Source organism: Nonomuraea sp. B5E05 (assembly GCF_039880665.1).
Classification (GTDB): Bacteria; Actinomycetota; Actinomycetes; order Streptosporangiales; family Streptosporangiaceae; genus Nonomuraea.
Genome location: NZ_JBDPMJ010000048.1, coordinates 1 through 26,829, shown reverse-complemented (window position 1 = coordinate 26,829; position 26,829 = coordinate 1). Strand labels below are relative to the sequence as shown.

General features: G+C 71.0%; 21 protein-coding genes. 12 read left to right on the top strand and 9 right to left on the bottom strand.

What is annotated here, in order from left to right:
• Positions 1-39: 39 nt before the first annotated feature.
• Both ABGB01_RS43570 and ABGB01_RS43565 read right to left on the bottom strand, forming a co-directional pair.
• Positions 40-993: a Gfo/Idh/MocA family oxidoreductase gene (locus tag ABGB01_RS43570; RefSeq protein ID WP_347780002.1), complete on the bottom strand. Its 954-nt coding sequence runs from the start codon at positions 991-993 to the stop codon at positions 40-42.
• A gap of 18 nt (positions 994-1,011) precedes the next feature.
• Positions 1,012-1,833: an aldo/keto reductase gene (locus ABGB01_RS43565; protein ID WP_347780001.1), complete on the bottom strand. Its 822-nt coding sequence runs from the start codon at positions 1,831-1,833 to the stop codon at positions 1,012-1,014.
• A 97-nt stretch (positions 1,834-1,930) separates the two neighbouring features.
• Here ABGB01_RS43565 and ABGB01_RS43560 point away from each other — a divergent pair, with 97 nt between their 5' ends.
• Positions 1,931-2,887, top strand: coding sequence for a hypothetical protein (locus ABGB01_RS43560; RefSeq protein WP_347779999.1), 957 nt, complete (start codon positions 1,931-1,933; stop codon positions 2,885-2,887).
• Positions 2,884-4,074, top strand: coding sequence for a DUF6716 putative glycosyltransferase (locus ABGB01_RS43555; RefSeq protein WP_347779998.1), 1,191 nt, complete (start codon positions 2,884-2,886; stop codon positions 4,072-4,074). The genes ABGB01_RS43560 and ABGB01_RS43555 overlap by 4 nt, the downstream gene beginning before the upstream one ends.
• A 48-nt stretch (positions 4,075-4,122) precedes the next feature.
• Here the strand turns inward: ABGB01_RS43555 and ABGB01_RS43550 are convergent, their stop codons facing one another.
• The 5 genes from ABGB01_RS43550 to ABGB01_RS43530 all read right to left on the bottom strand — a co-directional run bounded on the left by ABGB01_RS43550 (position 4,123) and on the right by ABGB01_RS43530 (position 11,459).
• Positions 4,123-5,367 (bottom strand): polysialyltransferase family glycosyltransferase, encoded by a 1,245-nt coding sequence (locus ABGB01_RS43550; protein ID WP_347779997.1) that lies wholly within the window; start codon positions 5,365-5,367, stop codon positions 4,123-4,125.
• The gene (locus tag ABGB01_RS43545; RefSeq protein ID WP_347779996.1) at positions 5,364-6,362 is read right to left on the bottom strand and encodes a glycosyltransferase family 2 protein; all 999 of its coding nucleotides are present in this window, start codon (positions 6,360-6,362) and stop codon (positions 5,364-5,366) included. The genes ABGB01_RS43550 and ABGB01_RS43545 overlap by 4 nt, the downstream gene beginning before the upstream one ends.
• 12 nt (positions 6,363-6,374) lie before the next feature.
• Positions 6,375-8,411, bottom strand: a complete 2,037-nt coding sequence (locus ABGB01_RS43540) for an N-acetylneuraminate synthase family protein (protein WP_347779995.1) — start codon at positions 8,409-8,411, stop codon at positions 6,375-6,377.
• 145 nt (positions 8,412-8,556) lie between these two features.
• A complete protein-coding gene (locus tag ABGB01_RS43535; protein ID WP_347779993.1) occupies positions 8,557-9,900 on the bottom strand; it encodes a HAMP domain-containing sensor histidine kinase in 1,344 nt (447 codons plus the stop codon).
• A gap of 53 nt (positions 9,901-9,953) precedes the next feature.
• Positions 9,954-11,459: a glycoside hydrolase family 13 protein gene (locus ABGB01_RS43530; protein ID WP_347779992.1), complete on the bottom strand. Its 1,506-nt coding sequence runs from the start codon at positions 11,457-11,459 to the stop codon at positions 9,954-9,956.
• Positions 11,460-11,762: 303 nt separating this feature from the next.
• On the opposite strand from ABGB01_RS43530, the gene ABGB01_RS43525 reads away from it, so the two are divergent.
• Both ABGB01_RS43525 and ABGB01_RS43520 read left to right on the top strand, forming a co-directional pair.
• Positions 11,763-13,010 carry a right-handed parallel beta-helix repeat-containing protein gene (locus ABGB01_RS43525; RefSeq protein WP_347779991.1) on the top strand — a complete coding sequence of 416 codons (1,248 nt, stop codon included), beginning with the start codon at positions 11,763-11,765 and terminating at the stop codon, positions 13,008-13,010.
• Positions 13,011-13,047: 37 nt separating this feature from the next.
• Positions 13,048-13,347 (top strand): hypothetical protein, encoded by a 300-nt coding sequence (locus tag ABGB01_RS43520; protein WP_347779990.1) that lies wholly within the window; start codon positions 13,048-13,050, stop codon positions 13,345-13,347.
• A 6-nt stretch (positions 13,348-13,353) separates the two neighbouring features.
• Here the strand turns inward: ABGB01_RS43520 and ABGB01_RS43515 are convergent, their stop codons facing one another.
• Positions 13,354-13,920, bottom strand: a complete 567-nt coding sequence (locus ABGB01_RS43515; protein ID WP_347779989.1) for a TetR/AcrR family transcriptional regulator — start codon at positions 13,918-13,920, stop codon at positions 13,354-13,356.
• A gap of 53 nt (positions 13,921-13,973) precedes the next feature.
• On the opposite strand from ABGB01_RS43515, the gene ABGB01_RS43510 reads away from it, so the two are divergent.
• The 7 genes from ABGB01_RS43510 (at position 13,974) to ABGB01_RS43480 (ending at position 23,606) form a co-directional block, all read left to right on the top strand.
• Positions 13,974-17,096, top strand: coding sequence for a cytochrome P450 (locus tag ABGB01_RS43510; RefSeq protein ID WP_347779987.1), 3,123 nt, complete (start codon positions 13,974-13,976; stop codon positions 17,094-17,096).
• A 364-nt stretch (positions 17,097-17,460) separates the two neighbouring features.
• Complete coding sequence (locus ABGB01_RS43505; RefSeq protein ID WP_347779985.1) at positions 17,461-18,084, top strand: amino acid-binding protein; 624 nt, start codon at positions 17,461-17,463, stop codon at positions 18,082-18,084.
• 50 nt (positions 18,085-18,134) lie between these two features.
• Positions 18,135-18,647, top strand: coding sequence for a MaoC family dehydratase (locus ABGB01_RS43500; protein ID WP_347779984.1), 513 nt, complete (start codon positions 18,135-18,137; stop codon positions 18,645-18,647).
• 49 nt (positions 18,648-18,696) lie between these two features.
• Positions 18,697-19,860, top strand: a complete 1,164-nt coding sequence (locus ABGB01_RS43495; protein ID WP_347779982.1) for an acyl-CoA dehydrogenase family protein — start codon at positions 18,697-18,699, stop codon at positions 19,858-19,860.
• Between the two features lie 57 nt (positions 19,861-19,917).
• A complete protein-coding gene (locus ABGB01_RS43490) occupies positions 19,918-21,231 on the top strand; it encodes an acyltransferase (RefSeq protein ID WP_347779980.1) in 1,314 nt (437 codons plus the stop codon).
• Positions 21,232-21,656: 425 nt separating this feature from the next.
• Positions 21,657-22,856, top strand: a complete 1,200-nt coding sequence (locus tag ABGB01_RS43485; protein ID WP_347779978.1) for a hypothetical protein — start codon at positions 21,657-21,659, stop codon at positions 22,854-22,856.
• Between the two features lie 99 nt (positions 22,857-22,955).
• Entirely contained in the window at positions 22,956-23,606 is a 651-nt protein-coding gene (locus ABGB01_RS43480; RefSeq protein ID WP_347779976.1) for a Uma2 family endonuclease, read from the top strand.
• A 103-nt stretch (positions 23,607-23,709) separates the two neighbouring features.
• On the opposite strand, the gene ABGB01_RS43475 is transcribed toward ABGB01_RS43480, so the two are convergent.
• Positions 23,710-24,990, bottom strand: coding sequence for an ATP-binding cassette domain-containing protein (locus tag ABGB01_RS43475; protein WP_347779974.1), 1,281 nt, complete (start codon positions 24,988-24,990; stop codon positions 23,710-23,712).
• Between the two features lie 230 nt (positions 24,991-25,220).
• Here ABGB01_RS43475 and ABGB01_RS43470 point away from each other — a divergent pair, with 230 nt between their 5' ends.
• Positions 25,221-26,690 (top strand): glycoside hydrolase family 13 protein, encoded by a 1,470-nt coding sequence (locus ABGB01_RS43470; RefSeq protein ID WP_347779972.1) that lies wholly within the window; start codon positions 25,221-25,223, stop codon positions 26,688-26,690.
• The last annotated feature ends 139 nt before the right edge of the window (positions 26,691-26,829 follow it).

The window sequence follows — 26,829 nt, the reverse complement described above, 5'->3', positions numbered from 1 at the left end:
TACATGGGGCAAGAGGATTACAACTGCATAAAGGCCCAGCTAGGCGATTTGCCTGCGAGCGTCGGCCAGAAGCCCTGCCATGGCAAGGGATTCGTCAAGGGGCATGATCGAGGATTCGGTCCTGCCCTCGGCCGTGGCGGCGCGGACCTCGCGGAGCTCACCGGCGTATCCGTTGTCGGCCGGATCGAGCACATGCTCTTCCGGCTCCATGGAAGGCCCGGTGAGGACGATCCGCTCCGGCGCCCAGAACGGCGCGTGGATGTCCGCCCGCATCTGCGTACCTACAACACAGGCATGGTTCGGGTAATTCCCCAGCAAGGAGGTTTCCACGAAAGCCCGCCTGCCGCCGGGATAGAGCAACACCCCGCCCGCCTCCGCGTCAACTCCGCTCGGCGCCAGGGAGCCCGTCATGCGCAGGCCGGTGGGCATGCCCAGAAGCAGCTGGGCCAGGCCGAACGGGTAGACCCCCAGGTCGAGCAGCGAGCCCCCGCCCAGCTCCGGGGCCCACAGCCGGTGCGCCGGATCGTACGGCATGGCGAAGCCGAAACTGGCCTGCACCGACCGGATGTCGCCGAGCCGCGCGTCGGCGGCGATGAGGCGGATCAGCGGGTTGAACCGCATCCACATGGCTTCCATCAGGAACACGCCCGCCTCGCGCGCCAGGCGTACCATCTTCTCCGTGTCGTCCACGGTCGCGGCCAGCGGCTTCTCGCACAACACGGCCTTGCCTGCGGCGATGGCGGCCTGCGCGACCCGCAGGTGCTCGGTGTGCGGCGTCGCCACGTAGATCGCGTCCACCGCGGGGTCGGCGCACAGGTGCTCGTAGGAGCCGTACGCCGACTCCGCGCCCAGCGCGGCCGCCAGGGCCTGCGCCCGCCGCAGGTTCCTGGAACCGACGGCGCCCACCCGCATCCCGGGCTCGGCCACGATGGCCGCTCCCACGGTCCGCGCTATGACGCCCGTCGCCGCGATGCCCCACGTGAAGTCCCGCACGCGGAAGATGCTAGACGATCAGACCAAATTGAACGTGTCAGGGTCGCCTCCGATGCGAAGGCCCCTGTTGAGCGCGCCGATGGCGGCCATGCTCTCCGGATCGAGGATGAAGTCGAACACGTCGATGTTCGCGGCGATCCGCGACGGCGTCACGGACTTGGGAATGACGACGTTGCCGAGTTGCAGGTGCCAGCGGAGCACGATCTGCGCGGGGGTCTTGCCGTGCTTGTCCGCCAGCACCGCGAGCGCCGGATCCTCGAGCAGCCCCTTGCCCTGGCCGAGCGGGCTCCACGCCTCGGTGAGGATGCCGTTGGCCTCGTGGAAGGCCCGCATCTCCCGCTGCTGGAAGTACGGGTGGAGCTCGACCTGGTTGATGGAGGGCGTGATGTCGGTCTCGGTCATGAGCCGGGTGAGCGTGCCGACGGTGAAATTGGACACGCCGATGGCCTTGGCCCGCCCGTCACGGTAGATCTTCTCGATCGCCTTCCACGCCTGTACGTACCTGTCCTGCTTCGGCACCGGCCAGTGGATGAGATAGAGATCGACGTAGTCGAGCCCCAGCCGGGCCAGGCTCTCGTCGAAGGACTCCTCCGCGCGGGCGTGGTCGGCGTTGCGCAGCTTGGTGGTGACGAACACCTTCTCGCGGCGCAGGCCGGACGCGCGCACGGCACGCCCCACGCCCTCCTCGTTCTCATAGGCGGCGGCGGTGTCGATGTGCCGGTAGCCGGCCTCCAGCGCCGTCGTCACCACCTGCTCCGCCTCGCCGGCAGGCACCTGCCAGACGCCGAAGCCGAGTTGCGGGATCTGCACGCCGTCCGTGTTGAGCATGAGCGAGTTCATGGTCTCCATTGTTCACGCACCGTTTCTGGCCGCTTAAGGCGGCCGGGCTAGCTTGAAGCGGTCGTGAACGCGCCATCACCCGGCTGGGAGGACTGGAGTGGTCGAACAGGCGTCGGCCTGGGTGGAGTCACCGCTCCAGATGCTGTGCGCCGTCGAGGCCCACCACGCCGGGCTCCTCGGGACCGCCACGGCCGTCGTGCCGCGGGCGGGGCTTCGCCCGCTGAAGGTGACCCGCCAGGAGCTGCGCGCTCTCGGGCTGCCCGACGGGCTCGAACTGACCGAGCCGCGCGAGACCATGCCGAGGCGCCTGCACGCCGTCGGCGACGCCTTCTCCGGCAAAGTCCAGCTGCGCTGGCTCACCTCCGGCACCGGAATCACCTCGGGACGCATCGTCATCGTCGACGACGGCCTGGCCACGCTCCGGCTTCTGGAGCTGCTGGCCGCCGGGCCTTCGCGGCCGCTGCTGCGGGCCCGCGCCAGGCCCACCGCGCCGCGCTCGGCGCTCGGCCTGGCGGCCGCGCTGCGGCTGCGCATGAGCGAGGTCTCCGTCTTCACCGCGCTGCCCGTGACCGACGAGCTCGCCGCCGCCGTCCGCCGTGCCGGTGTCGACCTCGTACGCCACGACTTCGCCTGGTTGCGCGCCCAGCCGCCCAGCGCGGAAGGGCCGGCCGAGCGCACGATCGTGCTCGGCACCTCGCTCGTCAGGAACGGCCTCGTGCACCGCGACCACTACCTGCGCTGGCTGACCGAGCTGGCGGCGCGGGAGCCGCTCGCCTACTACCCGCACCGCCGCGAGGACCCCGTGGACGTGGCCCTGATCCGGGAGCGTCCCGGCATCACCGTGCACGACGCTGGCGTGCCCGCCGAGCTGACGTTGCGCGGGCTGGACGCGGGCCAGCGCGTCCTCAGCCTCCCCTCGACGGCGATCACCTCGCTGCGGGTGCTGCTCAGCCCGCGCGGTGTCGCCATCGAGCCCGTGAACGTTCCCGATGACTGGTGGACCAGCAGGGCGGAACCCGCCCTGCGCTCGCATTTGACTGGAGTGTCTGGGTGAGAGTGCTGGCGGTTGCCGACTCCGACTCGTACCTGAAGTGGGCGGCCTGCCTGCTCGGCGACCTGCCCGCCGGGAGCGTGACGGAGCTGGCGGTGGTGCGCACGCCGATCGCGCCCTCGCCCGAGCAGATCGCCGCGGCGGTGAGCGGCCCGGTGGAGCGCCGGGCGGGCCGGGGAGAGGCGCCGCCGGTGTTGTCGGCGCGGTCGGTGCGCAGGCTGGCCGAGCGCACGCGGCCCGACGTGATCCTCGTCGCCTGCACGGGCCCGGTCGTGGACGTGCTGGTCTCCGAGGTGTTCGCGGGGCTGCAGCCGAGGCCCGTGTTCGTCAGCGGGCTGCCGGGCATCTCGGTGCCGGCCACGGAGAAGGCGTGGGTGTTCCGCAGCGGCTGCGACCTGTTCGTGGTGCACAGCGAGCGGGAGGTGGCCGAGTTCGGCGACATCGCCGGCCGGCTCGGCGGGGGAGGGGCGGTCGGCCTGGCCAGGCTGCCGTTCCTGCGTCCCGATGCCGTGGCCGAGGGCGGGAACCGGATCGTGTTCGCCACCCAGGCCAAGGTGCCGCGCCCGCGCGAGGAGCGCGAGCGCGTCCTGCTGGCGCTCGCCGAGCTCGCCGGGCGGCGGCCGGAGCTCGACGTGGTGGTCAAGCTGCGCGCCCTGGAGGACGAGCGGCAGACGCACAACGAGCGCCACCACTACCAGCGGTTGTGGCGGGAGCTGGGCGAGCCCGGGCGGCTCGCCTTCGCCGCCGGGCCGATGCACGAGCAGCTCACGCGGGCGGCCGGGTTCGTCACGGTGAGCTCGACGGCGGCGCTGGAGGCGATCGCGCTGGGCGTGCCCTCGCTGGTGCTGAGCGACTTCGGCGTCAGCGCCGAGATGATCAACCTGGTGTTCGAGGGCAGCGGCTTGCTGGGCACGCTGGACGACCTGGCCAAGGGCGACTTCCGCACCGCCTCGGCCGAGTGGTGCGCGGCCAACTACTTCCACCCGCCGGAGCGCGGCACCTGGGCGGGGCTGCTGGCCGGGCTGGTGAGCGACCGGCCGGGGACACCCGCCCGGTCGCTGCTGGACGGGCCCGAGCACGCCGCCGCCCGGCGCAAGGCCCGGCTGCGGGTGGAGGTCCATCCCACGATGTTGCGAGCGGGCTACCGCGCCAAGCGCCGCATGCGCCGCTATCTGAAGGCCCTGTCCTAGCAGCCCTGTCCTAGCAGCGCTGTCCTAGCAGCGCTGTCCTAGCAGCGCTCAGCTCGTTGTTCTGAGTTTCCTGCGCAGCCTGGTCAGCGCACCGGACCTGGCGGGCGGGGCCACCAGGTCCAGCGCCTCGAGCCGCCTGCGCTTGAAGTAGCGGGCGTCGAACGTGATGGCGTCCGGCCGCAGCTCCGGATAGGTGCCGGCCTGCATGCAGTAGCCCACGGTCCGTACGAGGCCGGGCAGGTCCACGGCGGGCGGCTCTTCGATCACGCCCTCCGCCGACAGCCGGGGCAGCAGCGCGTCGACGATCGTGACCGGGATCCTGTTGCTGTTCTCGTACGGCGTCAGCCGCTCCAGCACCATGCCGGTGCCGTACGACGCGACCGGCAGCCCGAAGTAGCGCCGCGCGGTCACCAGCCCGGTGGAGAAGCAGCCCACGACCAGCTCGGGCCGCAGCGCCGCGAAGCACACCTCGGCGGGCACGCTCTCGGCGGCCACCGACAGGTCCACCCCCAGAGGCCCGGCCGCGGCACGCAGGAGCCTGGCGTGCCGGCGCCCCGCTGCCGGGTGCGGTTTGAACACGACGTCGGTGCAGCCGCGGGCGGCCAGCGCCGCCAGCATCGTCTCGTGCAGCGCGGCCTCCTCCTCCGGCGTGACGATCTCCAGCGCCGACAGGTACTGGCCGAGGATCACCGCCTGTCCGGCGGGCGGCAGGGGCACGGTGGCGGCCACCTCGTCCAGCACCGACAGGAAGCGCTCGCCGGGCAGGAGCTCGGGCGCGACGCCGTACTCGCTGAGCAGCAGCGGCGTCAGCCCCGGCACGAGGTCCAGGTGGAGCAGCCGCCCCACGCGGCGGAAGATCTCGGCGGGCAGCGGGTCGCGGGTCGGGCCGTAGCTCATCAGCCCGTCGGAGTAGACGGTGATCGGGCAGTCGCGCACCAGCCCCGCGATCGTGCGGGCGGGCGGCACCGCGATCGACTCCAGCACCAGCTCCTCGACCCCGTCCAGCCCCCAGCGGGAGCGGATGAGGCGCTCCATCATGGGCACCTCGATGACCCGCGCCCGCCAGTCGGACGGATGCAAGGGGGCGATGAGCTCGTTCCACGAGACGACCTCGTCGAAGCGGCCGCGCAGCGGCGCGAAGCCGGGCGTCCCGTCGAGCGGCGTCGCCACCTCGGGCACGGCCGCGTTGTTCGACACCACGAGCAGGCGCCGGCCGTCGCCGAACCGGCCGTCGTCGATGGCGGCGGCCAGCGACATCGCCCCGAACAACGTCGAGGCGTAGAAGACCTTCACGCAGGCTCCTCCCGGTCATGGCGGACCCGGCTGTACGGGCTGGGGGGCGGGCTGGCGGGCAGGCCGGGCACCAGGGCCCGCAGCAGCGCCTCGCGGTCGCGGGCCATCCCGGCCACCGACTCCGCCACCAGCTCCGGGGGCAGCCCGCCCACCATCTCCGCGCCGCGCTCCTCGAAGCGGGCACGCAGCTCGGGCGTGAGACGGTCGCCGATGTCCAGGTGGTGGGCCAGCAGCGCGCAGAAGTTCCGCACCGCCTTGGGCAGGAACTCCGGCTCCACGTCCTTGAAGACCAGCTCGAACGCGTCGAAGAAGTGCAGCTGGCGCTCGTCGCCCACCTGCGTCAGCGACCCGGAGACCATGCGCCGGTAGAACACGCCGGCCAGCGACACCACCGCGAACGTGGCGGCCTCCCTGTGCAGCCGCCAGATCCACGGACGGTCCTCGGCGGTGTGCAGCGAGCCGGGGAAGTGCAGCAGGTCGCCCAGGGAGCGCCGGTAGATCCCGGCCCACGCGTACGGGTAGTCCACCATGGTCCGGACCCCCGCGGGCATGATGGCGCCGCGCGCGTCGAGCACCGCGCCCCTCGGGGTGGCCAGCGGGGCCCGGTGCACGACCCGCTTGCGGCCCTCGACCTGGACGTGGTCGGTGCGGACGAAGTCGCACCCGAGCCCGTCGACGGCCTCGACGAGCCGCGCCAGGTAGCCGGGGGCCAGCCAGTCGTCGCCGTCCAGATACGTGACGTACCGGCCCGACGCGGCCGACAAGCCCGTGTTGCGCGCGTCGGCCAGCCCGACGGGAGCGCGGTTGCGCACCAGGCTCAGCCCGGGCAGATCGAGGAGGAAGTCCTCCACGATGTCGCCCGTGGCGTCCACGGACCCGTCGTCCACGACGATGAACTCGAAGTCGTGCCGGGCGTTACGGCAGAGCGAGGCGAGCGCGTCGGCGATGAAACGCTCGCCGTCCCGCACCGGCACGATGACGGAGAGGGTGATCACTGAGAGGGCCGGTCAGACGGTCACCCGGCGCAGGCGGGCCTTGGGGGCCTGCTCGCCGGGGAAGACGCGCTTGACGCCGTCGCCCATGGCCTGCTCGATGATGCGGATGTCGCGTACGAGGTGCTCAAGGCCCGCCGGCTCCAGCGAGGCGGCGTGGTCGGATCCCCACATGGTCCTGTCGAGCGTGATGTGCCGCTCGACGCAGACCGCGCCGAGCGTCACGGCGGCCAGCGAGATCTGCAGCCCGCGCTCGTGCCCGGAGTAGCCGACGGGCACGCCGTAGCGCTCCTTGAGCGTGGTGATCGTGCGCAGGTTCGCCTCCTCAGGAGGCAGCGGGTACGTGGACGTCGCGTGCATCATGATCAGCTTCTCGGTGCCGAGGATCTCGACGGCCCGGTCGATCTCCGGCAGCGTCGACATGCCGGTCGACAGGATGACCGGCTTGCCGGTGGCGGCCAGGACACGCAGCAGCTCGTGGTCGGCGACGCTCGCCGAGGCCACCTTGTGCGCCAGGACGTCCATCTCCTCCAGGAACTCCACCGACGGCACGTCCCATGGGGAGGCGAACCAGTGCAGCCCCCGCTCATCGCAGTATTTCGCGATCTGGCGGTACTCGTCATGGCCGAACTCGGTCCGCTCCTTGTACTCCAGATACGTCATCTCGCCCCACGGCGTCTGCCGGATCTGCCCCTTCTGCTCCTCGGGCACGCAGATCGCCGGGGTGCGCTTCTGGAACTTGACCGCCTGGCAGCCCGCGTCGGCGGCCACGTCGATGAGACGGCGGGCGAGGTCGAGGTCGCCGTTGTGGTTGATGCCGATCTCGCCGATCACGTAGACGGGCTCGCCGTCGCCGACCGGCACGTCACCGATCACCACCGGGCCGAGCCTGCGCTCCGTCCTCGCCTCGGCGGCGGGTGCCGCGGGGCGGGCGGCCACGACCCGGTCGCACAACTCGCGCACCGCGCCCGACCCGCCGGGCCTGGTCAGCACCACGCGGGCGGCGGCGCGCACGCGCGGGTGCGCGTCGGGCGTGGCGACGGGCCAGCCGACCTCGGCCATCGGGCCCAGGTCGTTGACGTCGTTGCCGACGTAGGCGACCTTGGCCGGGTCGAGGCCCTCGATGTTCAGCCAGTCGCGCAGCACGGTGCGCTTGTCGGCGAGCCCCTGCAACACGGGCACGCCCAGCTTGCGGGCGCGGGCGGCCACCACCGGGTTGCGCTCGGTCGACATCACCAGCACCTTCACACCCGAGCGCCGCAGCAGCGACACGCCCATCCCGTCGGAGCGGCTGACCAGCACCATCTCCCGGCCCTCCGAGTCGACGTAGGCGCGGTCGTCGGTGTGCACGCCGTCGAAGTCGGTGATGACCGCGTCGACGTCGATCGGCTCCGGCTCGTCGAGGAACGGGGCCAGCGCGCGGACCAGCTCGAGGTCCTCGGGATCGTCGATCTCGATGGCGTGCTGCGGCGGCACCGGCTGCACGGCGACCTCGCCGAAGAAGCGGTGGCCGCGCTCGCGCAGGCCGGAGGTGCGCATGACGTAGAAGGCGCCGTTCTCGCGGAACTGGGGTTCGCGGTCCTGGCGGCGCGGCCTGACGGCGGGGTCGTGGTTGACGCCCCCGCCGGTGGCCGTCCAGAGGAACTCGTGCGTCGGCAGCCCCGACACGACCGAGTCGGCCTGGCCGTCCAGCACCTTGCGCACCGCCGCCGACAGGTCGGCGGGGTCGATGAACGCGCTCGTGCACTGGACGAGCACCACGACCTCGGGGTCGGCGCCGAGGGCGTCGAGCGCGTGCAGCACCGCCGACTCGCTGGAGGCGGTCGAGCCGCTCAGCTCCTCGGGCCGGTCGACCACGGTCGCCCCCGCCTGCCTGGCGGTCCCGGCGATGCCCGCGTGGTCGGTGCTGACCACGACCTCGTCCACGAGCTCGGCGCGCAGGCACGCCCGCACGGCGCGGGTGACCAGGGGTACGCCCCCGACCAGGGCGAGGTTCTTCAAGGGAACGCCCGCCGAACCTCCGCGGGCGGGAATGACGGCCAGGACTCGCACGGTGGGTCTCCTCGGTACGTCGGACTGCACCCAGAAGCTAGAAGGCCGGGTTGAACGGCCAGCGTCACCGTCATTAACTTTCCATGGGGATCCGGTGGAGCAGCTCTGGCCGGCCCACTCCGCCGTACCGAGGCGGGGAGCGCCGTCACTGCGCGAGCGGAAGCCGCAGGACGAACCTCGCCCCGCCCGGGCAGTCCTCGACGGCGATCCGGCCGCCGTGCGCGATCGCCACGTCCCGGGCGATGGCCAGGCCCAGCCCGGTGCCGCCCGCGTCGCGGCTGCGAGCCGCGTCCAGGCGGGTGAAGCGTTCGAAGATGCGCTCGCGGTCCTTCACGGCTATCTCCATCCCGTCGTTCTCGACGGCCAGCACCGCCATGCCGTCCGCGCGGGAGACCGTGACCAGGACTCGCGACTCGGCGTGCCGCTGGGCGTTGTCCAGCAGGTTCGTCAGCACCCTGCCGAGCTGGACGCGTACCCCTTCGACCACCACCCCCTCCTCCAGCTCCACCTGGACGGGCACCTTGTCGGAGCGGGTGGCCAGCTCCTGGCGCACCAGCACGGCCAGGTCGACGTCCTCCTTGGCGGCGTCCACCTGGGATCCGATCCTGGCCAGGAGCAGCAGGTCGGTGATGATGGCCTCAAGGCGGTCGGTGTCGCGCAGGCTGCCGCTCACCAGCGATTCGACGTCGGTGTCCTCCGGGTAGAGCTGGGCGCTCTCGAGCTGGGCGCGCAGCCCGGCGATGGGGGTGCGCAGCTCGTGGGAGGCGTCGGAGGCGAACCGGCGCTGCTGCTCGGCGGAGCGCTCCAGCCGGGCCAGCGTGTTGTTGACCGACCGGGCCAGCTGGGTCAGCTCGTCGTCGCCCGGCGGCTGCGAGACCCGGTGGCTCAGATCGCCGGCGCGGACGGCGTCCAGCTCGGCTCGCATGATCGCCACCGGCCGCAGCGCCCTGCCCGTGACCAGCCACGTGGTCCACGAGGCCAGCGCGATCAGCACCGCGACCTGGACGAAGACGATCACGTCGAGGACGCGGGTGTCGAGCACGTCGGGGCTCCTGCGGCCGGCGTACACGACGGGGGAGTCGGCGAAGATGGTCACCCGTACCGCCGACAGATGCACGCACTCGCTCGGCAGGCAGTTCGTGGTGCTGATGTCCTGGGTCTCCTTCGTGGGGCGCACGTCGCTGAGCGGCGGCAGGTTCCTGGCCGCGTCGCTCGTGGCGACGATCTGCCCGCTGGGGCCGACGACCTGGATCAGGTCGACCGACGGGTCGACCACCGGGATGGCGGCGCCCACGGGGAGCGCGCCGCCGCGCATCTCGGCGGCGATGCGCTCGGCGGTGTCCCTCGTCGACTGGAAGACGCCCGCCTCGATGACGGACCTGGCCACCACGATGCCGACGATGGCGAGGGGGATGAACACGAGGGCGGCGACGGCCGTCGCGATGAGGGTCACGCGTCCGCGCAGGGACCTGGCCCACCAGGGTGCCATCCCCCGAGGTTACCGAGCGTGATTGCCGCTGTATGTCGGGTTAAGACAAAGATTCACCCAACCGTGGAGCGCTGGAGCCAGACCGTGGTGTCCGGCGGGACGGATCCGTCGCGCGGCAGCGGCCCGCTGGACAGCAGCACCTCGCCCGTCACGTCGGGGCGCACCGGCTCCTCGCCCGTGTTGACCATCACGACCAGGCCGGGCTCGCGCTCGATGGCCAGCACGTCCTCGGGGGAGTCGAGCCACGCGAGCGTCCCGCCGCCGAGCGCCGGGTGCTCCTTGCGGATCCGCAGGGCGGCCCGGTAGAGGTTCAGCGTGGAGCCGGGGTCGTCCTCCTGGGCCTCGGCCGACAGCGCCGCCCACGAGGTGGGGATCGGCAACCACGGGTCCGTCCAGCCCATGCCTTCGGAGCTGGTCCACGGGATGGGCACCCGGCAGCCGTCGCGGCTGTCGCCGCGGCGCAGGAACGCGGGGTCCTGGCGCAGCTCGTCCGGCAGGTCGAGCACCTCGGGCAGGCCCAGCTCCTCGCCGTTGTAGAGGTAGGCCGAGCCGGGCAGGGCCAGCATGAGCAGGGTGGCCGCCCGGGCGCGGGCCAGGCCGCCGTGGCGGGTGACGTGGCGCGGCTTGTCGTGGTTGGACAACACCCACGTGGTGGGCGCCCCGACCAGCTCCGCCTCCTTCAGCGACTTCTCGATGACCGTACGAAACGACTTGGCGTGGAAGTCGGCCAGCATGAAGTCGAAGTTGAACGCCTGGTGCAGCTCGTCCGGTCCGATGTAGCGGGCCAGCCGTTCCGGCGAAGACACCCACGCCTCGGCCACCGCCATCCTGCCGCCCGGGTAGGAGTCGAGGATCGGCCGCCACTCGCGGTAGATGTCGTGCACGCCGTCCTGGTCGAAGTAGGGGACCTGCTCCCCGCCCAGCATCTCGGCCTGGCGCCCGTCCTTCGCCCCCACGTCGGGCAGTCCAGGGGCCTTGACCATGCCGTGCGCCACGTCGATGCGGAAGCCGTCCACGCCGCGGTCGAGCCAGAACCGCAGGATGCCCGTGAACTCGGCGCGCACCTCCGGGTTCTCCCAGTTGAGGTCGGGCTGCTCGGGCGCGAACAGGTGGAGGTACCACTGCCCGTCCTCGACCTGGGTCCAGGCGGGACCGCCGAAGATCGACTCCCAGTCGTTGGGCTGGTCGCGGAAGATGTAGCGGTCGCGCAGCCCGGCCTGGAACCACGGGTGCCGGTCGGAGGAGTGGTTCGGCACGAGGTCCACGATGACCCTGATGCCGGCCTCGTGCGCGCCGGCGACGAGCGCGTCGAAGTCGCCGAGCGAGCCGAACATGCGGTCCACGTCCCGATAGTCGGCCACGTCGTAACCGCCGTCGGCCATCGGCGAGGTGTAGAAGGGGCTCAGCCAGATGGCGTCCACGCCCAGGCGCGCGAGGTAGGGCAGCCGGCCGCGCACGCCCTCGAGGTCTCCGACGCCGTCGCCGTCGGAGTCGGCGAAGCTGCGGGGATACACCTGGTACACGACGGCGTCGCGCCACCAGTCGTCATTGCCGAGCATGTCTGTCCTTCCCCCGGATGTCCCAAGATGTCGGGATGGTCTGGTGAAGGATGCCGCGATCGTTCTCTGGCGGTCAAGTGCAACTTGCGGAAAGTTGCAGGGATCACCGTCTCGCGCTGGAACGGCCGGTCACGAGGTCAGAAGGGGTGGGGATCCGGCCGCGGATTGCGCAAGTTCTTGCGGTGCCGGCGGAACCTCCGGGGAGGCTGCGGATGTCAACGCCCATGTGGCGTCCTGCCCCTTGATCACGCTACGGTTGCCTCTGCCGTGACCAGCGTTTCAACTAGATAGTGGTGTGCTCGCATGAGGGTGTTGCCCGTAGCCGTCATCGTCTCGCTCCTGCCGGCCGTGCCGGCCGCGGCTCAGGCCCACGCCGGAACGACGTACTACGTCGACTCCCGGTCGGGCGACGACGCGGCCGCCGGCACCAGCGCGAGCACCGCGTGGAAGTCGCTCGACCAGGCGGTCTCCGACCTCAAGCCGGGCGACACCGTCAGAGTCAGGCGCGGCAGCGCCTTCACCGCCCCCCTCACCCTCGCCGCCAGCGGCACGAAGGCCCAGCCGATCACCATCACGACGTACGGCTCCGGGGCCAAGCCCAGGATCAGCGGCTCCGGCGGCGACTGCGTCGTGGTCAAGGGCCATCACTGGCGCATCAGCGGCCTGCGGGCCTCCGCCTGCCGCTGGGCCGGCTTCCGTCTCGACGGCGACGACAACGAGCTGATCGGCGTGCAGGCCGACAAGAACATCGCCGGCGCCTTCGTCACGCCCTCCGGCGCCCGCAACACCATCCGCGACAGCGTCTTCACCGACAACAACCGGATGAGCGTCAACGACAAGGGCGGCGACAACGACTCCGGCGCCTTCGGCGTGCTGCTCAACGGCGACGACAACGTGGTGACCCGCAACACCATCACCGGCAGCTTCGCCAGGAGCGAGGACTACGGCACCGACGGCGCCGCCGTCGAGATCTTCGGCGGCGACCGCAACCGCGTCACGCACAACACCGCCAGGAACAACGAGACGTTCACCGAGCTCGGGGCCAAGAAGGGCAAGACCGCCACCGGCAACGTGTTCGCCTTCAACGTCGTGACCTCCTCCCGCAAGCGCGGCTCCTTCCTCATCACCCGCGGTCCCCGCCACATCGTCGGGCCGGTCAAGGGCACGGTCGCCGTGCACAACTCGGTCTACCTGCCGGCCCGCGACACCGTCGGCTGGTCCTGCCACGACGGCTGCGCGCCGTCCATCCTGAAGCTGCGCAACAACGTGATCGTCGTCGGCGGCGAGACCGGCTTCGAGGACGGCAAGGGCGCCGACGAGGGCGGCAGCGTGTACAAGGGCCGCACGGTCAGGTTCAAGCTGGGCCCGAAGTCGGTCATGGCCGATCCGAAGTTCACCTCCCGCACCGACCTGCGCCCCGGCGCCGGCTCCCCGGCGCTCGGCCGCGGCATCGCCTTGCCCCCGTCGTGGTACGGCGGCAAGGCCTTCGCCAAGGACATGAAGGGCAAGGCGCTGACCGGTTCGCCCGACGCGGGGGCGTACCAGCGCTGACCCGCGTCACCCGTCCGCCGGGTCTAGAGTGAGCGATGTGCTGCACGATGTTCGCGGGCCTCTGGTGAGGCAGCTCGCCGAGTCCGACGCTCCCCGGCGCTACTGGCACATGGGCGACGAGGACGGGCGGGCCTGGTTGTTCGAGAGCGTCGAGGGCGACGGCGAGCACTGGGCGGTCAGGCAGGTGGAGGTGGGCGCCGACCGGGCGGCCCGCCGCTACTGGTGGCGGCGGCTGCAGGACGACGACGGCTTCCTGACCGACCAGCCGCTGGAGATCTGGGAGCTCACCGAGATCACCGAGGCGGCGTTCGAGTCCGTCTGGGCCGCCGCCGGCTGAGCCTGCCTATCGGGCGGAATAGCTCGCCAGGCCGTTGATCATCAGGTGGACGGCCGTGTCGAAGGTGCGGGCCGTCTCGCCGGGGTCGTCAGGCACGTGGCCCTGGATCTCGGCCGTGATCAGCCCCGTGACGAACGCGTGCAGCACGTCACTCGTCCGGCGCAGCTCGGGCTCAGGCACCCCGGCCTGCCGCAGGATGCGGTAGAGGGTCGCCCAGATCACCAGCGTCCTGTCCTCGATGATCTCCGGGTGGGCGTGCAGGTAGGTCCACATGGCCGGATGGCTGCGCGCGTGCCGGTGATAGGCCAGGGCCAGCGTCCTGAGCTGGCCCTGCCAGGGGGTGCCGTCGTCGGGTGGGAGGTCCACGCGCTGCTGGATCGTGGCGCAGATCAGCCTGATCAGCGCGTCCTTGCTCGCCACGTGGTGGTAGAGCGACATCGGGTTGACGTCGAGCTCGGCCGCCAGCTTGCGCATGGACAACCCCTCCACGCCGCCCTCGTCGATCAGGCGCAGCGCCGTAGAGCTGATCTCTTCCAGTGTCAGGGGCGTCCCTCTGCGCGCGCTCACAGCCATACGCCGTATGGTAGCGTCCGCCATACGGTGTATGGCTACTCAAGGGAGCTCTCATGGCACGAATCCCCGCCCCGCCGGGCCTGCCCGTCGTGGGCAACACGCTGCAGATCCCCTCGCACTCGCCGGTGGAGCACTTCGTCAAGGTCGCTTCCCGGTACGAGGAGGGCATCTTCCAGCTCGAGATCGCCGGTCGCACGATCGTTCTCGTGTACGACCCGGACCTCGTCGCGGAGGTGTGCGACGAGAGCCGGTTCGTCAAGCGCATCGGGCCGCCGCTGTCGATCGTGCGCGACTTCGCCGGCGACGGGCTGTTCACCGCCGACCGGGACGAGCCCGTCTGGGGGCAGGCGCACCGCATCCTGATGCCGGCCTTCAGCCAGCGCTCGATGAAGGCGTACTACCCGCAGATGCTCGAGGTCGCCGAGCAGCTCATCACGTCGTGGGCCGGCCGCCAGGGGGAGGACCTGCCCGTCGCCGACGACATGACCCGGCTCACTCTGGACACGATCTCGCTCACCGGCTTCGGCTACCGCTTCCACTCGTTCGACTCGCCCGAGCTGCACCCGTTCCTCACGGCCATGGGAGGCGCGCTGACCGAGGCGATGCTGCGCAACCAGCAGCTCCCGTTCGTCACCAAGCTGCAGCGCAGACGCGAGGAGGCCTACCGCCGTGACATCGCCACCATGCAGGAACTCGTCGACGACGTGATCAGGCAGCGCCGTTCCGCGAGTTCGACGGGCTCGAAGGACCTGCTCGGGCTCATGCTGGAGGCGTCCGACCCGCGCAGCGGCGCCCGCCTGTCCGACGAGAACATCCGCAACCAGGTCCTCACCTTCCTGATCGCCGGGCACGAGACGACCAGCGGCCTGCTCTCCTTCGCCCTGTACAACCTGCTGCGCGAGCCCCACACCCTGGCCCGCGCGTACGACGAGGTGGACCGGCTGCTGCCGGACGACGAGCCGCCCTCGTACGAGACGATCATGAAGCTCGACGTGATCCCCCGCATCCTGGAGGAGACGCTGCGCGTCTGGTCGCCGATCCCGCTGTTCGCGGTGAGCCCAGCCGAGAGCACGGTCGAGAACGCCACGATCGGCGACTACGTCCTGCCCGAGGGCGCCAGGGCGGGCGTGCTGCTGCCGGCGTTGCACCGCCACCCCAAGGCGTGGGATCGGCCCGGCGAGTTCGACATCGACCGCTGGCTGCCAGAGCAGAAGAAGGCCCACCATCCGGCGGCGTACAAGCCGTTCGGCAACGGCGAGCGGGCCTGCATCGGCCGCCAGTTCGCGCTCACCGAGGCCAGGCTCGCCCTGGCGCTGATCCTGCGGCGCTTCGCCGTGTCCGACCCGAGCGTCTACCGCATGAAGATCAAGCAGATGCTCACCCTCAAGCCGGACGGCTTCACGCTCAGGGTCCGCGAGCGCCGCGCCCACGAGCGGGCGGTCGTGGCCGTGCCGCAGGAGCGGCCGAGCGAGCAGCAGGAGATCGCCGTCGCCGGCGTCCCCCTCACCGTCGCCTACGGCTCCAACCTCGGCACCAGCGCCGACCTCGCCGAACGCCTGGCCGAGCGGGCGGGGCGGGCCGGGTTCGCCACGACGCTGACGGCTCTGGACGAGCTGACGCCGCCGGGCGAGGGCCTGCTCGTCGTGGTCGCCTCCTCCTACAACGGCAAGGCCCCCGACAACGCCCAGCGTTTCGACGCCCTGGAGTCGCTGCCCGACATGTCCGGGGTGCGGCTGGCCGTGCTGGGCTGCGGCAACACGCAGTGGCCCACCTACCAGGAGTTCCCCAGGCGGGCGTACGAGAAGCTGACGGCGGCGGGCGCCGTGCCGCTGATCGAACGCGGCGAGGCCGACACGGACGGCGACTTCGACGGTGACGTGTCGGCGTGGACGGCCCGGCTGTGGGAGGCGCTGGCCGAAGAGTACAGCGCGCCCACCGCGGGTGCCGGCCCCCGCTACGAGATGGAGGTGCTCAGCGAGACCGAGGTCCGGCCGGCGGTCGTGTCCGAGCGGGCCTACCCGCTGACCGTCGTGTCGACCGGGGAACTGACCGGCGACCCCGCCGGGCTCTGGGACTTCTCGATCGAGGCGCCCCGCCCCGGCGTGCGCTCCATCGTGGCCAGGCTGCCCGAGGGCGTCACCTACACGGCGGGCGACCACGTGGCCGTCTTCGCCAAGAACGACCCCGAGCTGGTGGAGTGGGCGCTGGGCCGCCTGCGCGTCCCCCGGGACCAGGTCGTACGGCTGAGCGCCGCCGGAGCCACCCACCTGCCCGTCGGCACGCCGGTCACGGCGGGCCTGCTGCTGACCGAGTTCGCCGAGTTGCAGGAGGTGGCCACCAGGTCCGACCTGGAGGCGCTGGCCGCGCACACCGCCTGCCCGTGGACCCGCGGCCAGATCGCCGAGCTGACCGCGAACTACGCCGACGAGATCCTCGCCAAGCGGGTCTCCCCGCTGGCCCTGCTCGACCGCTTCCCGGCGATCGAGCTGCCGCTCCCCGCGTTCCTGGAGATGGCCGGGCCGATCAGGCCGCGCTACTACTCGGTGTCCTCCTCGCCGCTGGCCGATCCCGGGCTCGTCCGGCTCACCGTCGGCCTGGTCGAGGGGCCCGCCTGGTCAGGCTCCGGCACCTACCACGGCATGTGTTCGGCCTACCTGGCCGGGCTGAAGGAGGGCGACGTCTTCTACGGCTACGTCCGGGTCCCCGCGCCGCCGTTCCGGCTGCCCGCGGATCCGGCCACGCCGGTGATCCTCGTCGGCCCCGGCACCGGGTTCGCGCCGCTGCGCGGCTTCCTGGAGGAGCGGGCGCTGACCGGCGCGACCGGGCGGGCCGCGGTGTTCACCGGCTGCCGCCATCCGGACCACGACCAGCTGTACGCGGGCGAGCTGGCCGCCTGGGCCGCGTCGGACGTGGTGACCGTGCACGGCGCGTACTCCGCCGTGCCGGGGCATCCGTACCGGTTCGTGCAGGACGCCATCGCCGCGCGCGCGGACGAGGTGTGGGAGCTGCTGGAGCAGGGGGCCCACGTCTACGTCTGCGGCGACGGCCTGCGGATGGCGCCGGCCGTGCGGCAGGCGCTGCTGGACGTCCACCGCCGGGCGACCGGCCGTGACGGCGTGGCGTGGCTGGCCGCGCTGGAGGCGGACGGGCGCTACCAGCAGGACGTCTTCGCCTGATCCCGGGCTCCGTGGCGCGTTCCGGCTCCGTTTGCGCGAGGGTCCGCGCGCGGGCGCCTCGAAGGCCCTGGTCAGCAGAACGTGGTGTCCAGGGTCTTCTGCAGGGCGTCGGCGGGGGTCGTCCCGCTGTAGGGAAAGAGCGGCTATCTTCAGGGAAATCGTGGGGACGACTGTAGAAATCAGGGGAGGACCCGGCCATGCGGTCCGCCATACGATGACCTGCGGAAAACCGCAATACGCTTTATCGACAATTCGGACTTAACGCTGCATGCTGGGATATAAACCGCAGCATGTGCGACACATCCGTGGAACATGCCCGACATCTCTCCACGGCACTGTGGGAGCCTCTGGAAAGGGGGGCGCGATGCTGCTGCGACTGAGGGTGTCTCTTCCGGACAGGCCGGGCGGTCTGGGGCAGATCGCCAAGGCGCTGGGGGCGCTGGGAGCCGACATCCTGCAGGTCGTCGTGCTCGAGCGCGAGTGCGGCCGCGCCGTGGACGACTTCACCGTCTCCTGGCCGGGCCCGATCACCCCGAGCGAGGCGAGCGAGCGGCTGTCCTCCATGCCCGGCGTACGCGTGGAAGGGGTCTGGCAGACCAGGGAGATACCGGGATCCGCCCCTGACTACGACCTGTTGATGCACGTCGCGGCCGAGCCCGCACGAGGGTTCGCCACCCTGGTGGACGCGCTGCCCGGATTGTGCGGGGCGGAATGGTCGGTGGCCGTGGCCGACGGCGCCGTGCGGCACGCCTCGCTGGCCGCCCCCGCCGAGTTCGACCCACCCGAGCGCCCGCCGCGGGCCATCACCGTCGACGCCCGCGAGCTGCGGCTGATGTTGCTCCCGGTGCTCACCCAGGGCCTGCACGTGGTGGTGGCCAGGGCCGGCGGGCCGGTGTTCCACCGCGCCGAGGTCGAACGCGCCGCGCGCATCGTGGACGTGGTCGCCACGCTCGCCGCCCGGCACACGTCCGTACGCGCGGGTCATTGACCGGGCGATCACCTCGTCACTAACGTGATCGGTGCGAACAGGAGCCGCCCTTGACCGTTCACGAGCCCAGCATCGGCCGCTACTACGAAGACTTCACCGTCGGGGACGTCTACCAGCACCCCATGGGCCGCACGATCAGCGAGGCCGACAACACCTGGTTCACGCTCCTGACCATGAACACCAACCAGAACCACTTCAACGCCCACTTCGCCGCCAGGGCCCCCACCGGCAGGATCATCGTGAACTCCGGCCTGACCGTGGCCATCGTGCTCGGTCTCTCCGTCATCGACGTCAGCCAGACCGCGATCGTGAACCTCGGCTGGGAGGGCATCCGGCTCACCCACCCGGTGTTCGTGGGCGACACCGTCTACGCCGAGTCGAAGGTCACCGCGAAACGCGAGTCGGGATCGCGCCCGTACGCGGGCATCGTCACCTGCTACACGCGCGGGCTCAACCAGGACGGCGACGAGATCATGTCGTGGACGCGCACCGTCATGGTCTACAAGCGCGACGCACCGCACGACAAGGACTACTTCCCGCAGGCCAGGAGCGGCCCTCTCTGACGGCCCTTTCGACGGCCCCTTCGACGGCCCCTTCGACGGATCGAGAGCCATGGACTTCGAGCTGACGGACGAGCAGAAGGCGTTCCGCGAGACCCTGCGGGCGTTCGTGGACAGGGAGATCCTGCCGGTGGCCACGGAGTGGGAGCACTCCGGCCGGTACCCGGCCGAGATCATCGAGAAGATGAAGCGGATGGGGCTGTTCGGCCTCAGCGTGCCCGAGGAGTACGGCGGGATGGGCGCCGACATGGTGTCGTTCGCCCTGGTCTTCGAGGAGATCGCGCGCGGCTGGATGGGCGTGGCGGGCACTATCGGCTCCCATTCGCTGGCCTGCTGGATGATCGCCCGCCACGGCACCGAGGAGCAGAAGAGCCGCCACCTGGCCGACCTGGCCCGCGGCGTCCGCCGCACCGCGATCGCGCTCACCGAGCCGGGCGCGGGCACCGACCTGCAGGGCATCCAGACGCGAGCCGTACGCGACGGCGACCACTACGTCGTGACCGGCACCAAGACGTGGATCACCAACGCCCGCCACGCCGACCCGCTGCCCGTGCTCGTCAAGACCTCGATCGAGGAGCCCGCCCACAGGGGCATGTCGGTGCTGCTCGTCGACCCCGCCGCGGAGGGCTTCAGCGTCAGCCGCGACCTGCCCAAGCTCGGCTACAAGGGCACCGAGACGTGTGAGGTGGTGCTCGACGCGGTGCGCGTGCCGGTGTCCTGCCTGCTCGGAGGCGCCAAAGGGCGCGGGATGCAGCAGGTGCTCGGCGGGCTGGAGATCGGCCGCATCAACATCGCGGCCCGTGCCGTCGGCGTCGCCCAGGCGGCCTACGACGCGGCGCTCGCCTACGCCCGGGAGCGCACGGCCTTCGGGCAGCCGATCGCGGACTTCCAGGCCGTCCAGCTCAAGCTCGCCGACATGGCCACCGAGATCCAGGCCGCCCGCCTGCTCACCTACTGGTCGGCGGCGCGGGCCGACAGGGGAGAGCGGGTGGACATGGAGGCGGGGATGGCGAAGTACTTCGCCTCGGAGGTGGCGCTGAAGGCCTCGCTGGAGTCGATGCGGATCCACGGCGGATACGGCTACTCCCAGGAGTTCGTCGTCGAGCGGCTCTATCGGGACGCGCCGCTGATGGCGATCGGGGAGGGCACCAACGACATCCAGCGCATGGTGATCGCCCGCGCGCTCGTCTCCGGCAAGGGCCGCCTCGGCTGGTGATCGGAGGAGGCGTCCCGAGGGCGCATCACTTGGCCCGATACGGGTATGTTGGTGCGGGTGTCCGCAGCCGTCCCCGCCCCCGCGTTCCCCCACCCGCTTCCGTCCACCCGGCTCGCCTGGCTGGACGCCCTGAGGGGCATCGGCGCGATGGCGGTGGTCGCAGAACACATGCTGCCCTGGTTCATCCCCCAGATCCGGCCCTACTTCTTCAACATCGGTGTCTACGGCATCCTGGTGTTCTTCCTGGTCAGCGGCTACATCATCCCAGTCTCCCTCGAACGCCACGGTGACGTGCGAGCCTTCTGGTTCAGCCGGTTCTTCCGCCTCTACCCCCTCTACCTCAGCGTGATCGTCGTGGTGCTGGCCCTCGCCTGGTGGGTGCCGGTGCGCGAGGCCGTCCCGCGCGACGCGACCGCGATCGCCGCCCACGCGACCATGCTGCTCGACGTCGTCGGCGTCGGAGGCATCGCCGACACGATGTGGACGCTGTCGTACGAGATGGTGTTCTACCTGCTGGTCACGGCGCTCTTCCTGCTCAGGGGCCACGGTCACAGCGGGCTGCTGGCGATGGTGTTCGCGGCCGGCGCCGTCGTGGTCGGGCTGGTGACGTCGGGGGCGGTCATGGTGGGCGTCTGGCCGGCGTACGTGTCGTGCGCCGTGTTCGTGGCCGGGCTGGCGTGCGTCATCACGGGGAGGTTCCGTACCACCGCCGCCTGCGTGCTCGGGGTGATGGCGCTGCTGCTGTTGCTGCTGAGCAGCCGGGTCCCGTGGCTGGGCGTGGCGGTGGTCGCGGTGATGTTCGCGGGCACGGCCATCCACCGCTGGGAGCGCGGCGACGGGCGGCTGTGGCCGGTGGCGGTCACCACGGCACTGGTCGTGATAGCACCTCTGTGGGCTGTGACCAGCGGCTGGTGGTGGGTGCAGGGCGACGTGTGGCTGACCACGATCGTGCTGGTCGGCCTCACGTTCGCGGGCGGCATGGCGCTGCGCGGGCGGCGGCTGCCCAGGGTGCTCACCTGGCTCGGGATGATCAGCTATTCGCTCTACCTGGTGCACCACCCGCTGCTGAAGTATTTCGTGGCGGTCACCGGCGACCTGCGCAGGGCGGCGCTACCGGTGCAGATCGGCATGACCGTGCTGGTCCTGGCCCTGATCCTGGCCGGCAGCGCGCTGACCTACCGCTTCGTCGAGAAGCCCATGCAGGAGCTCGGCCGGCGCCTCTCAGGCAGGGGCGGCCACCGGCTCGAGAGCCCGGGCGATCTCCGGGCGCAGCCGGAGGACGCGCGCGACGACGGCGTCCTCGGCCAGGAGGAAGGCCAGGTGCCTGACGGCGTGCGCGACCACGTGGGGCAGAGCGACGCGCTCAGGTGACGGCGTCGCGGGCGCCCGGCCTCGGGCGATCTCCAGCACGGGCAGCTCGGCCGCGGGCAGCCACGGCTCCGGATCGGGGCACACCGCGTACGTCAGGATGATCTCGCCGGAGGGGTCGTAGCGCCAGCTCGTGGAGTGCACGACGGTGGCCGGATCGGCGGCGGTGACCCCGCTGATCCGCTGGGCGGCCTCGTCAGGGCTTTCGCCGTGCTCCGGCTGGGTACGTGCATGCCGGTAGGACCAGCGATCGTCAGAGCCCACCCGGAGCATGAGCGTCTCAACCGAGACCATGTGTCTTCCCGTCACCGCCACCAACTTACTGCCATCCACGTGCAGATGCGTCACGTGCGCATATGCGTCCCGCTCTTGAACAGCTCGGCCGTTCCGGCTGGAGTCGATGAGGTGCGAGAGAGAGGCCGACAGGCATGCCCGGTTCGCTGGTGCTGATGGGGTCGGGGGAGACGAGCCCGACCATGGTCGAGATCCACCGCGCCGCGGCGCGTACCCTGCGCGCGGGGTCGCGGGCCGTCCTGCTCGACACCCCCTACGCCTTCCAGGAGAACCGCGCCGACATCTCCGCCCGCGCCCGCCGCTACTTCGCCCGCAGCGTCGGCCTGGACGTCGAGGTGGCGGCCGGCGTCACCGGCGCCGACTGGGTGTTCTCCGGCCCCGGCAGCCCCACCTACGCGCTCGACCGGTGGGCCGCCTCGGGGGTGGCCGGAGACCTGCGAGCCCGCGTACGCGCCCGCCAGGGGGTGACTGTGCTGGCCTCGGCGGCGGCCTGTACCGCGGGCCTGGCCACCGTGCCGGTCTACGAGATCTACAAAGCGGGCGCCGACCCCCACTGGCGTGAAGGGCTCGACCTGCTGGAGCCGCTCGGCCTGCGGGCCGTGGTGATCCCCCACTTCGACAACGCCGAGGGCGGCACCCACGACACCCGCTACTGCTATCTCGGCGAGCGCCGGCTCTCGCGCATGGAGCGCGAACTGCCGCCCGGCACGGCGGTGCTCGGCCTCGACGAGCACACAGCGCTCGTCATCGACCTGGACGACGAGTCCGCGCACGTGGCGGGCCGCGGCGGCCTGACCGTCCGGCGGCCCGGCTCACAGGTCGTCCTGCCCGCCGGCACGCGCACCGACCTCGCCGAGCTGCGCCGCCTGGCCGAGGGCCGCGCCGCCCCCTCCCGACCGGCCGCGCCCGCGCCCGGGGTCGAGCCCGAGCCCGGGCCCGCCGAGGCGACGCTGGAGGAGACCGCGCGCGCCTGCGAGAAACTCTTCAACGCCGCCGTGGCCGAGCCCGACATGGTGGCGGCCGCGCAGGCCGTCCTCGACCTGGAGAGCGAGATCGTCAAGTGGGCCGCCGACACCGAGGAGGACTCCGGCGGGGTCGACCAGGCCAGGGAGCTGATGCGGCTGCTCATCGCCCGGCTCGGCGAGCCGGCCACGTCGGCTCGCCTGCGCTCCCTGGGGCTGGGCGCCGTGGTGGAGCCGCTGCTCGCGCTCCGCGCCAGGCTGCGCGACGAGGGACGCTACGAGCTCGCCGACACGCTACGCGCGGCGCTGCTCGACGGGGGCGTGGTCGTGGAGGACACCCCCGGCGGCCCCCGCTGGACCTCCGCGTCGTGATGACGCGGCAGGTAAAAGCACGGTAACGTGATTCCGTCACTCGACGTGATCGCATGACCACGCTTGGCGCTGTGTCGGCGTGCGTGCGAGACTCGAACCATGGAAGGCGATGAGGAGATGAGCGCTCTGCCTGCGGACGGCTGGCTGGTCGCCCACCCGCCACCGCGACGTGCCAGGCTCTTCTCCCTCCCACCCACCAAGGATGGTTACACCGTCGATGACTGGCTCAGACTGCCCGAAACCGGGGAGTGGATCGAGTTGATCGACGGGAGTTTCGTCGTGAGTCCCATGCCCGCATACGATCACGCGCTCTGCGCCGGAAGGCTGCGGGCGATCCTGCTCGATGCGGCACCCGACGAGTACGAGGTGGTCGAGACCGGCAACCTCCGAGTCGGAGACGACGGGCTCATCCCGGACGTGGTGGTGGGGCATGCCGATGCGATACTCGCGGGCCCTGTCGCGCTTTCCGCGTCGGACGTCGTGTGTGTGGCTGAAGTGGTCAGCCCCGGCAAGGTCAACCGGGAGCGCGACTACACCATCAAACCACCGAGATATGCGGCGGCGGGAATACCCGTGTTCCTGCGGATCGACCTGGAAGGTCACGGCACCCCGCGCGTCGAGGTCTTCCACCTGGGCAAGGGTGCCTACGAGCTGGTCGCGGAGGCGAAGGCGGGCACCGTTCTCACGCTGGACCAGCCGTTCCCGGTCTCGTTGGACCCTGCCGTGCTCACTGGACGACGGCGCCGCTGAGCCACCGCCGGATGCCTCGCCGGAAGGGCGTCCGGCGGTGATGGAGTCGCAGCGTTCTCGCGGGCACCTAGCGTGATCTCGCCCGCCCGCACACCGGAGCGGGCTAGCGTCGTGGGGGGTCGATGCGGGCGCCGTCCAGAGTGAAGATCATGACGCGGCTGAGGTCGACGCCCACCTTGGCGGGGTCGCCTGCGCGCCAGACCGGGCGGTTGCCCAGCCGGACGATGAGGTCCGAACGGCGGTGGATGCCGCTGTTGGGGTGCTGGCCCACGCGCTCCTGTTCCTGGTGCTGCTCCGGCTGCGAGAACAGCCGCTTCACCAGCCCTGTCAGCCTGCCCGATCCGTTCTTCGAGCCGTTGACGCGCCGGGCGGGGTCCGGCGGCTCGGGCACCGGCGCGAACGACATCCCCGACTCGAGGTAGGCCAGCCACTCGTGCCCGTGATATTCCAGCGCCCGCACCCGCCCGTAGAACGAGGGCCCGTCGTACGTCTCCGGCACCGGCGCCAGCCCGTCGGGGCGCAGGCCGACCAGGACCTGTCCGCCCGTGTGCTGAGAGATCGCGTACGCCCTGGGATCGCTCCACGGCATCGTCAGCCGGTGCGGGCCGAAGTCGAGCATGACGTACTGGTTCTGCGGTGTCCTGACGTTGGCCGCCAACAAGTTGAGCTGCTGGGAGTTGAGGAAGGCCGCCACGAAGGCTGTGGCTGGATCGTTGTAAATCTGGGCCGGGGTGCCGACGTCCTGGAGGACGCCGCGGTTGAGGATGGCGATCCTGTCGGCCAGGGTCAGCGCCTCGACCTGGTCGTGGGTCACGTAGATGGTGGTGACGCCGAGCGATCTGACCAGGGCCGAGATCTCCATGCGCAGCTCGGTGCGCATGCCCGCGTCGAGGTTCGACAGGGGCTCGTCCATGAGGAACAGCTTGGGCTGGCGGACGATGGCCCGGCCCATCGCGACGCGCTGCCGCTGGCCGCCGGAGAGGGTGCCGGGGCGGCGCTCGAGCGTCTCGTCGATGTGCAGGGCCTTGGAGAGTTCGGTGACGCGCTCGCGCACCATCGCCGGGTCGGCCTTGGCGATCTCCAGGGGAAAGGCGATGTTGCCGCGTACGGTCCTGTGCGGATATAAGGCGCCGTTCTGAAACACCATGGCGACGTCGCGATCGCGGGGGGCCAGGTGGTTGGCCATCTGCCCGTCGAGCCAGAGCTCGCCTTCGGTGATCTCCTCCAGGCCGGCGATCATGCGCAGCAGCGTGGACTTCCCGCACCCGGAAGGGCCGAGCAGGACGAGAAACTCGCCGGCTTCCGCCTGCAGGCTGAGGCGGTCGACTGCGAGGTAGTCGCCCGGATACACCTTGGTCACTTTGTCGAGAACGACCGAGCTCATGGGCCCACACCTTGCGCGCGTGTCACCTGTGACGGGGGCTGATTGATGAGGTAGTACATCGCGCCTTAACGGTACATGTCCACCCTTGATGTAAAGAATCTCGTTCAGTTGCGTTTCGGTCGGGGGTTATGGGCATCCGTAGGCATTGATTTCCGGTTATTAGGGGTGTGGAAGGGCTTGCGTAAACTTGCGGAAAGAGCTTTCATGGTCAAAACGTACCGGGGGAGACTATGACCGCATGGTGGCGTGACGCCGTGATCTACCAGGTTTACGTACGCAGCTTCGCCGATGGCAACGGTGACGGAGTCGGCGACCTGATCGGCGTTCGCGATCGCCTGCCGTACCTGGCCGGGCTGGGCGTCGACGCCGTCTGGCTGACCCCGTTCTACACCTCGCCGATGGCCGACTTCGGCTACGACGTGGCCGACTACCGCGACGTCGACCCGCTGTTCGGGACGCTCGCGGACGCGAAGGCGCTCATCGACGAGGTGCACGCCCTCGGGCTGCGGATGATCGTCGACGTCGTCCCCAACCACACCTCCTCGGCCCATCCCTGGTTCCGGCAGGCGCTGCGCGGCGAGGGCCGTGACCGCTACATCTTCCGCGACCGGCCGAACGACTGGGAGTCGATCTTCGGTGGTCCGGCGTGGACGCAGGTCGAGGACGGGCAGTGGTACCTTCACCTGTTCGACCCCGCCCAGCCCGACCTCAACTGGGACAACGACGAGGTGCGGGGGGAGTTCGAGTCGATCCTGCGGTTCTGGCTCGACCTCGGCGTCGACGGCTTCCGGGTGGACGTGGCGCACGGCATGGTCAAGCCGGAGGGCCTGCCCGACATCGGCCGCGGCAACCAGGCCACGATGGTCGGCAGGGAGCCGGTGCCGTTCTTCGACAACGACGGCGTCCACGAGATCCACCGTTCGTGGCGGCGCGTGCTGGACTCCTACCCGGGCGAGCGGATCGGCGTGGCCGAGGCGTGGGCCCCCACCCCCGAGCGGCTGGCCCGATACGTACGTCAGGACGAGCTGCACCAGGCGTTCAACTTCCACTACCTGTTCGCCCCCTGGGACGCGGCCGAGCTGCGCGAGGTGATCGACTCCTCGCTTGCCACGGCCGGCTCCGTCGGCGCCCCCACCACCTGGGTGTTGTCGAACCACGACGTCAAGCGGCACGTCACCCGCTACGGCAGCCTGGCCAGAGCCCGCGCCGCCGCGCTGCTCACGCTCGCCCTGCCCGGCTCGGCATACGTCTACCAGGGCGAGGAACTGGGCCTGCCGGAGGTGCTCGACCTGCCGCCGGAGTCGTGCCAGGACCCGCAGCGGCTGCGCGACCCCGACAGCGGCCGCGACGGGTGCCGCGTCCCGATGCCGTGGACGCGTGAGTCCGGCTGGACCCGCCCGTGGCTGCCCGTCCCCGAGGAGTGGGCGGAGCTGAGCGTGCAGGCCCAGCAGGGCGTGGCCGGCTCGACGCTGGAGCTGTACCGTACGGCGCTGCGCCTGCGGCGCGACCTCCGCGGCGAGCTGACCTGGCACGAGTCGCCCGCGGGCACGCTGGTCTTCTCCAGGGGCGCGTTCGCCTGCACGGTCAACCTCACCGCGGACCCCGTGGACTTCGAGGTCGACGGGGAGCTACTACTGGCCTCCGACGTCCCCGGCGCAGCCGATTCGGCGGCGTGGTGGAAAGTAAAGTGTGTGGCATGAACGGTCACGCTCGCCTAGTGCTGTGACCGGAAACGATCACCGGGTTGAGTGACAGGTTTCAGGCGGCCGGTGCGAGGGGTCTGCCTCCCCAGCGGATGCCTTTCTCGCTGCGGATGCGGGCGCGTTCGCGGCGTTGGGC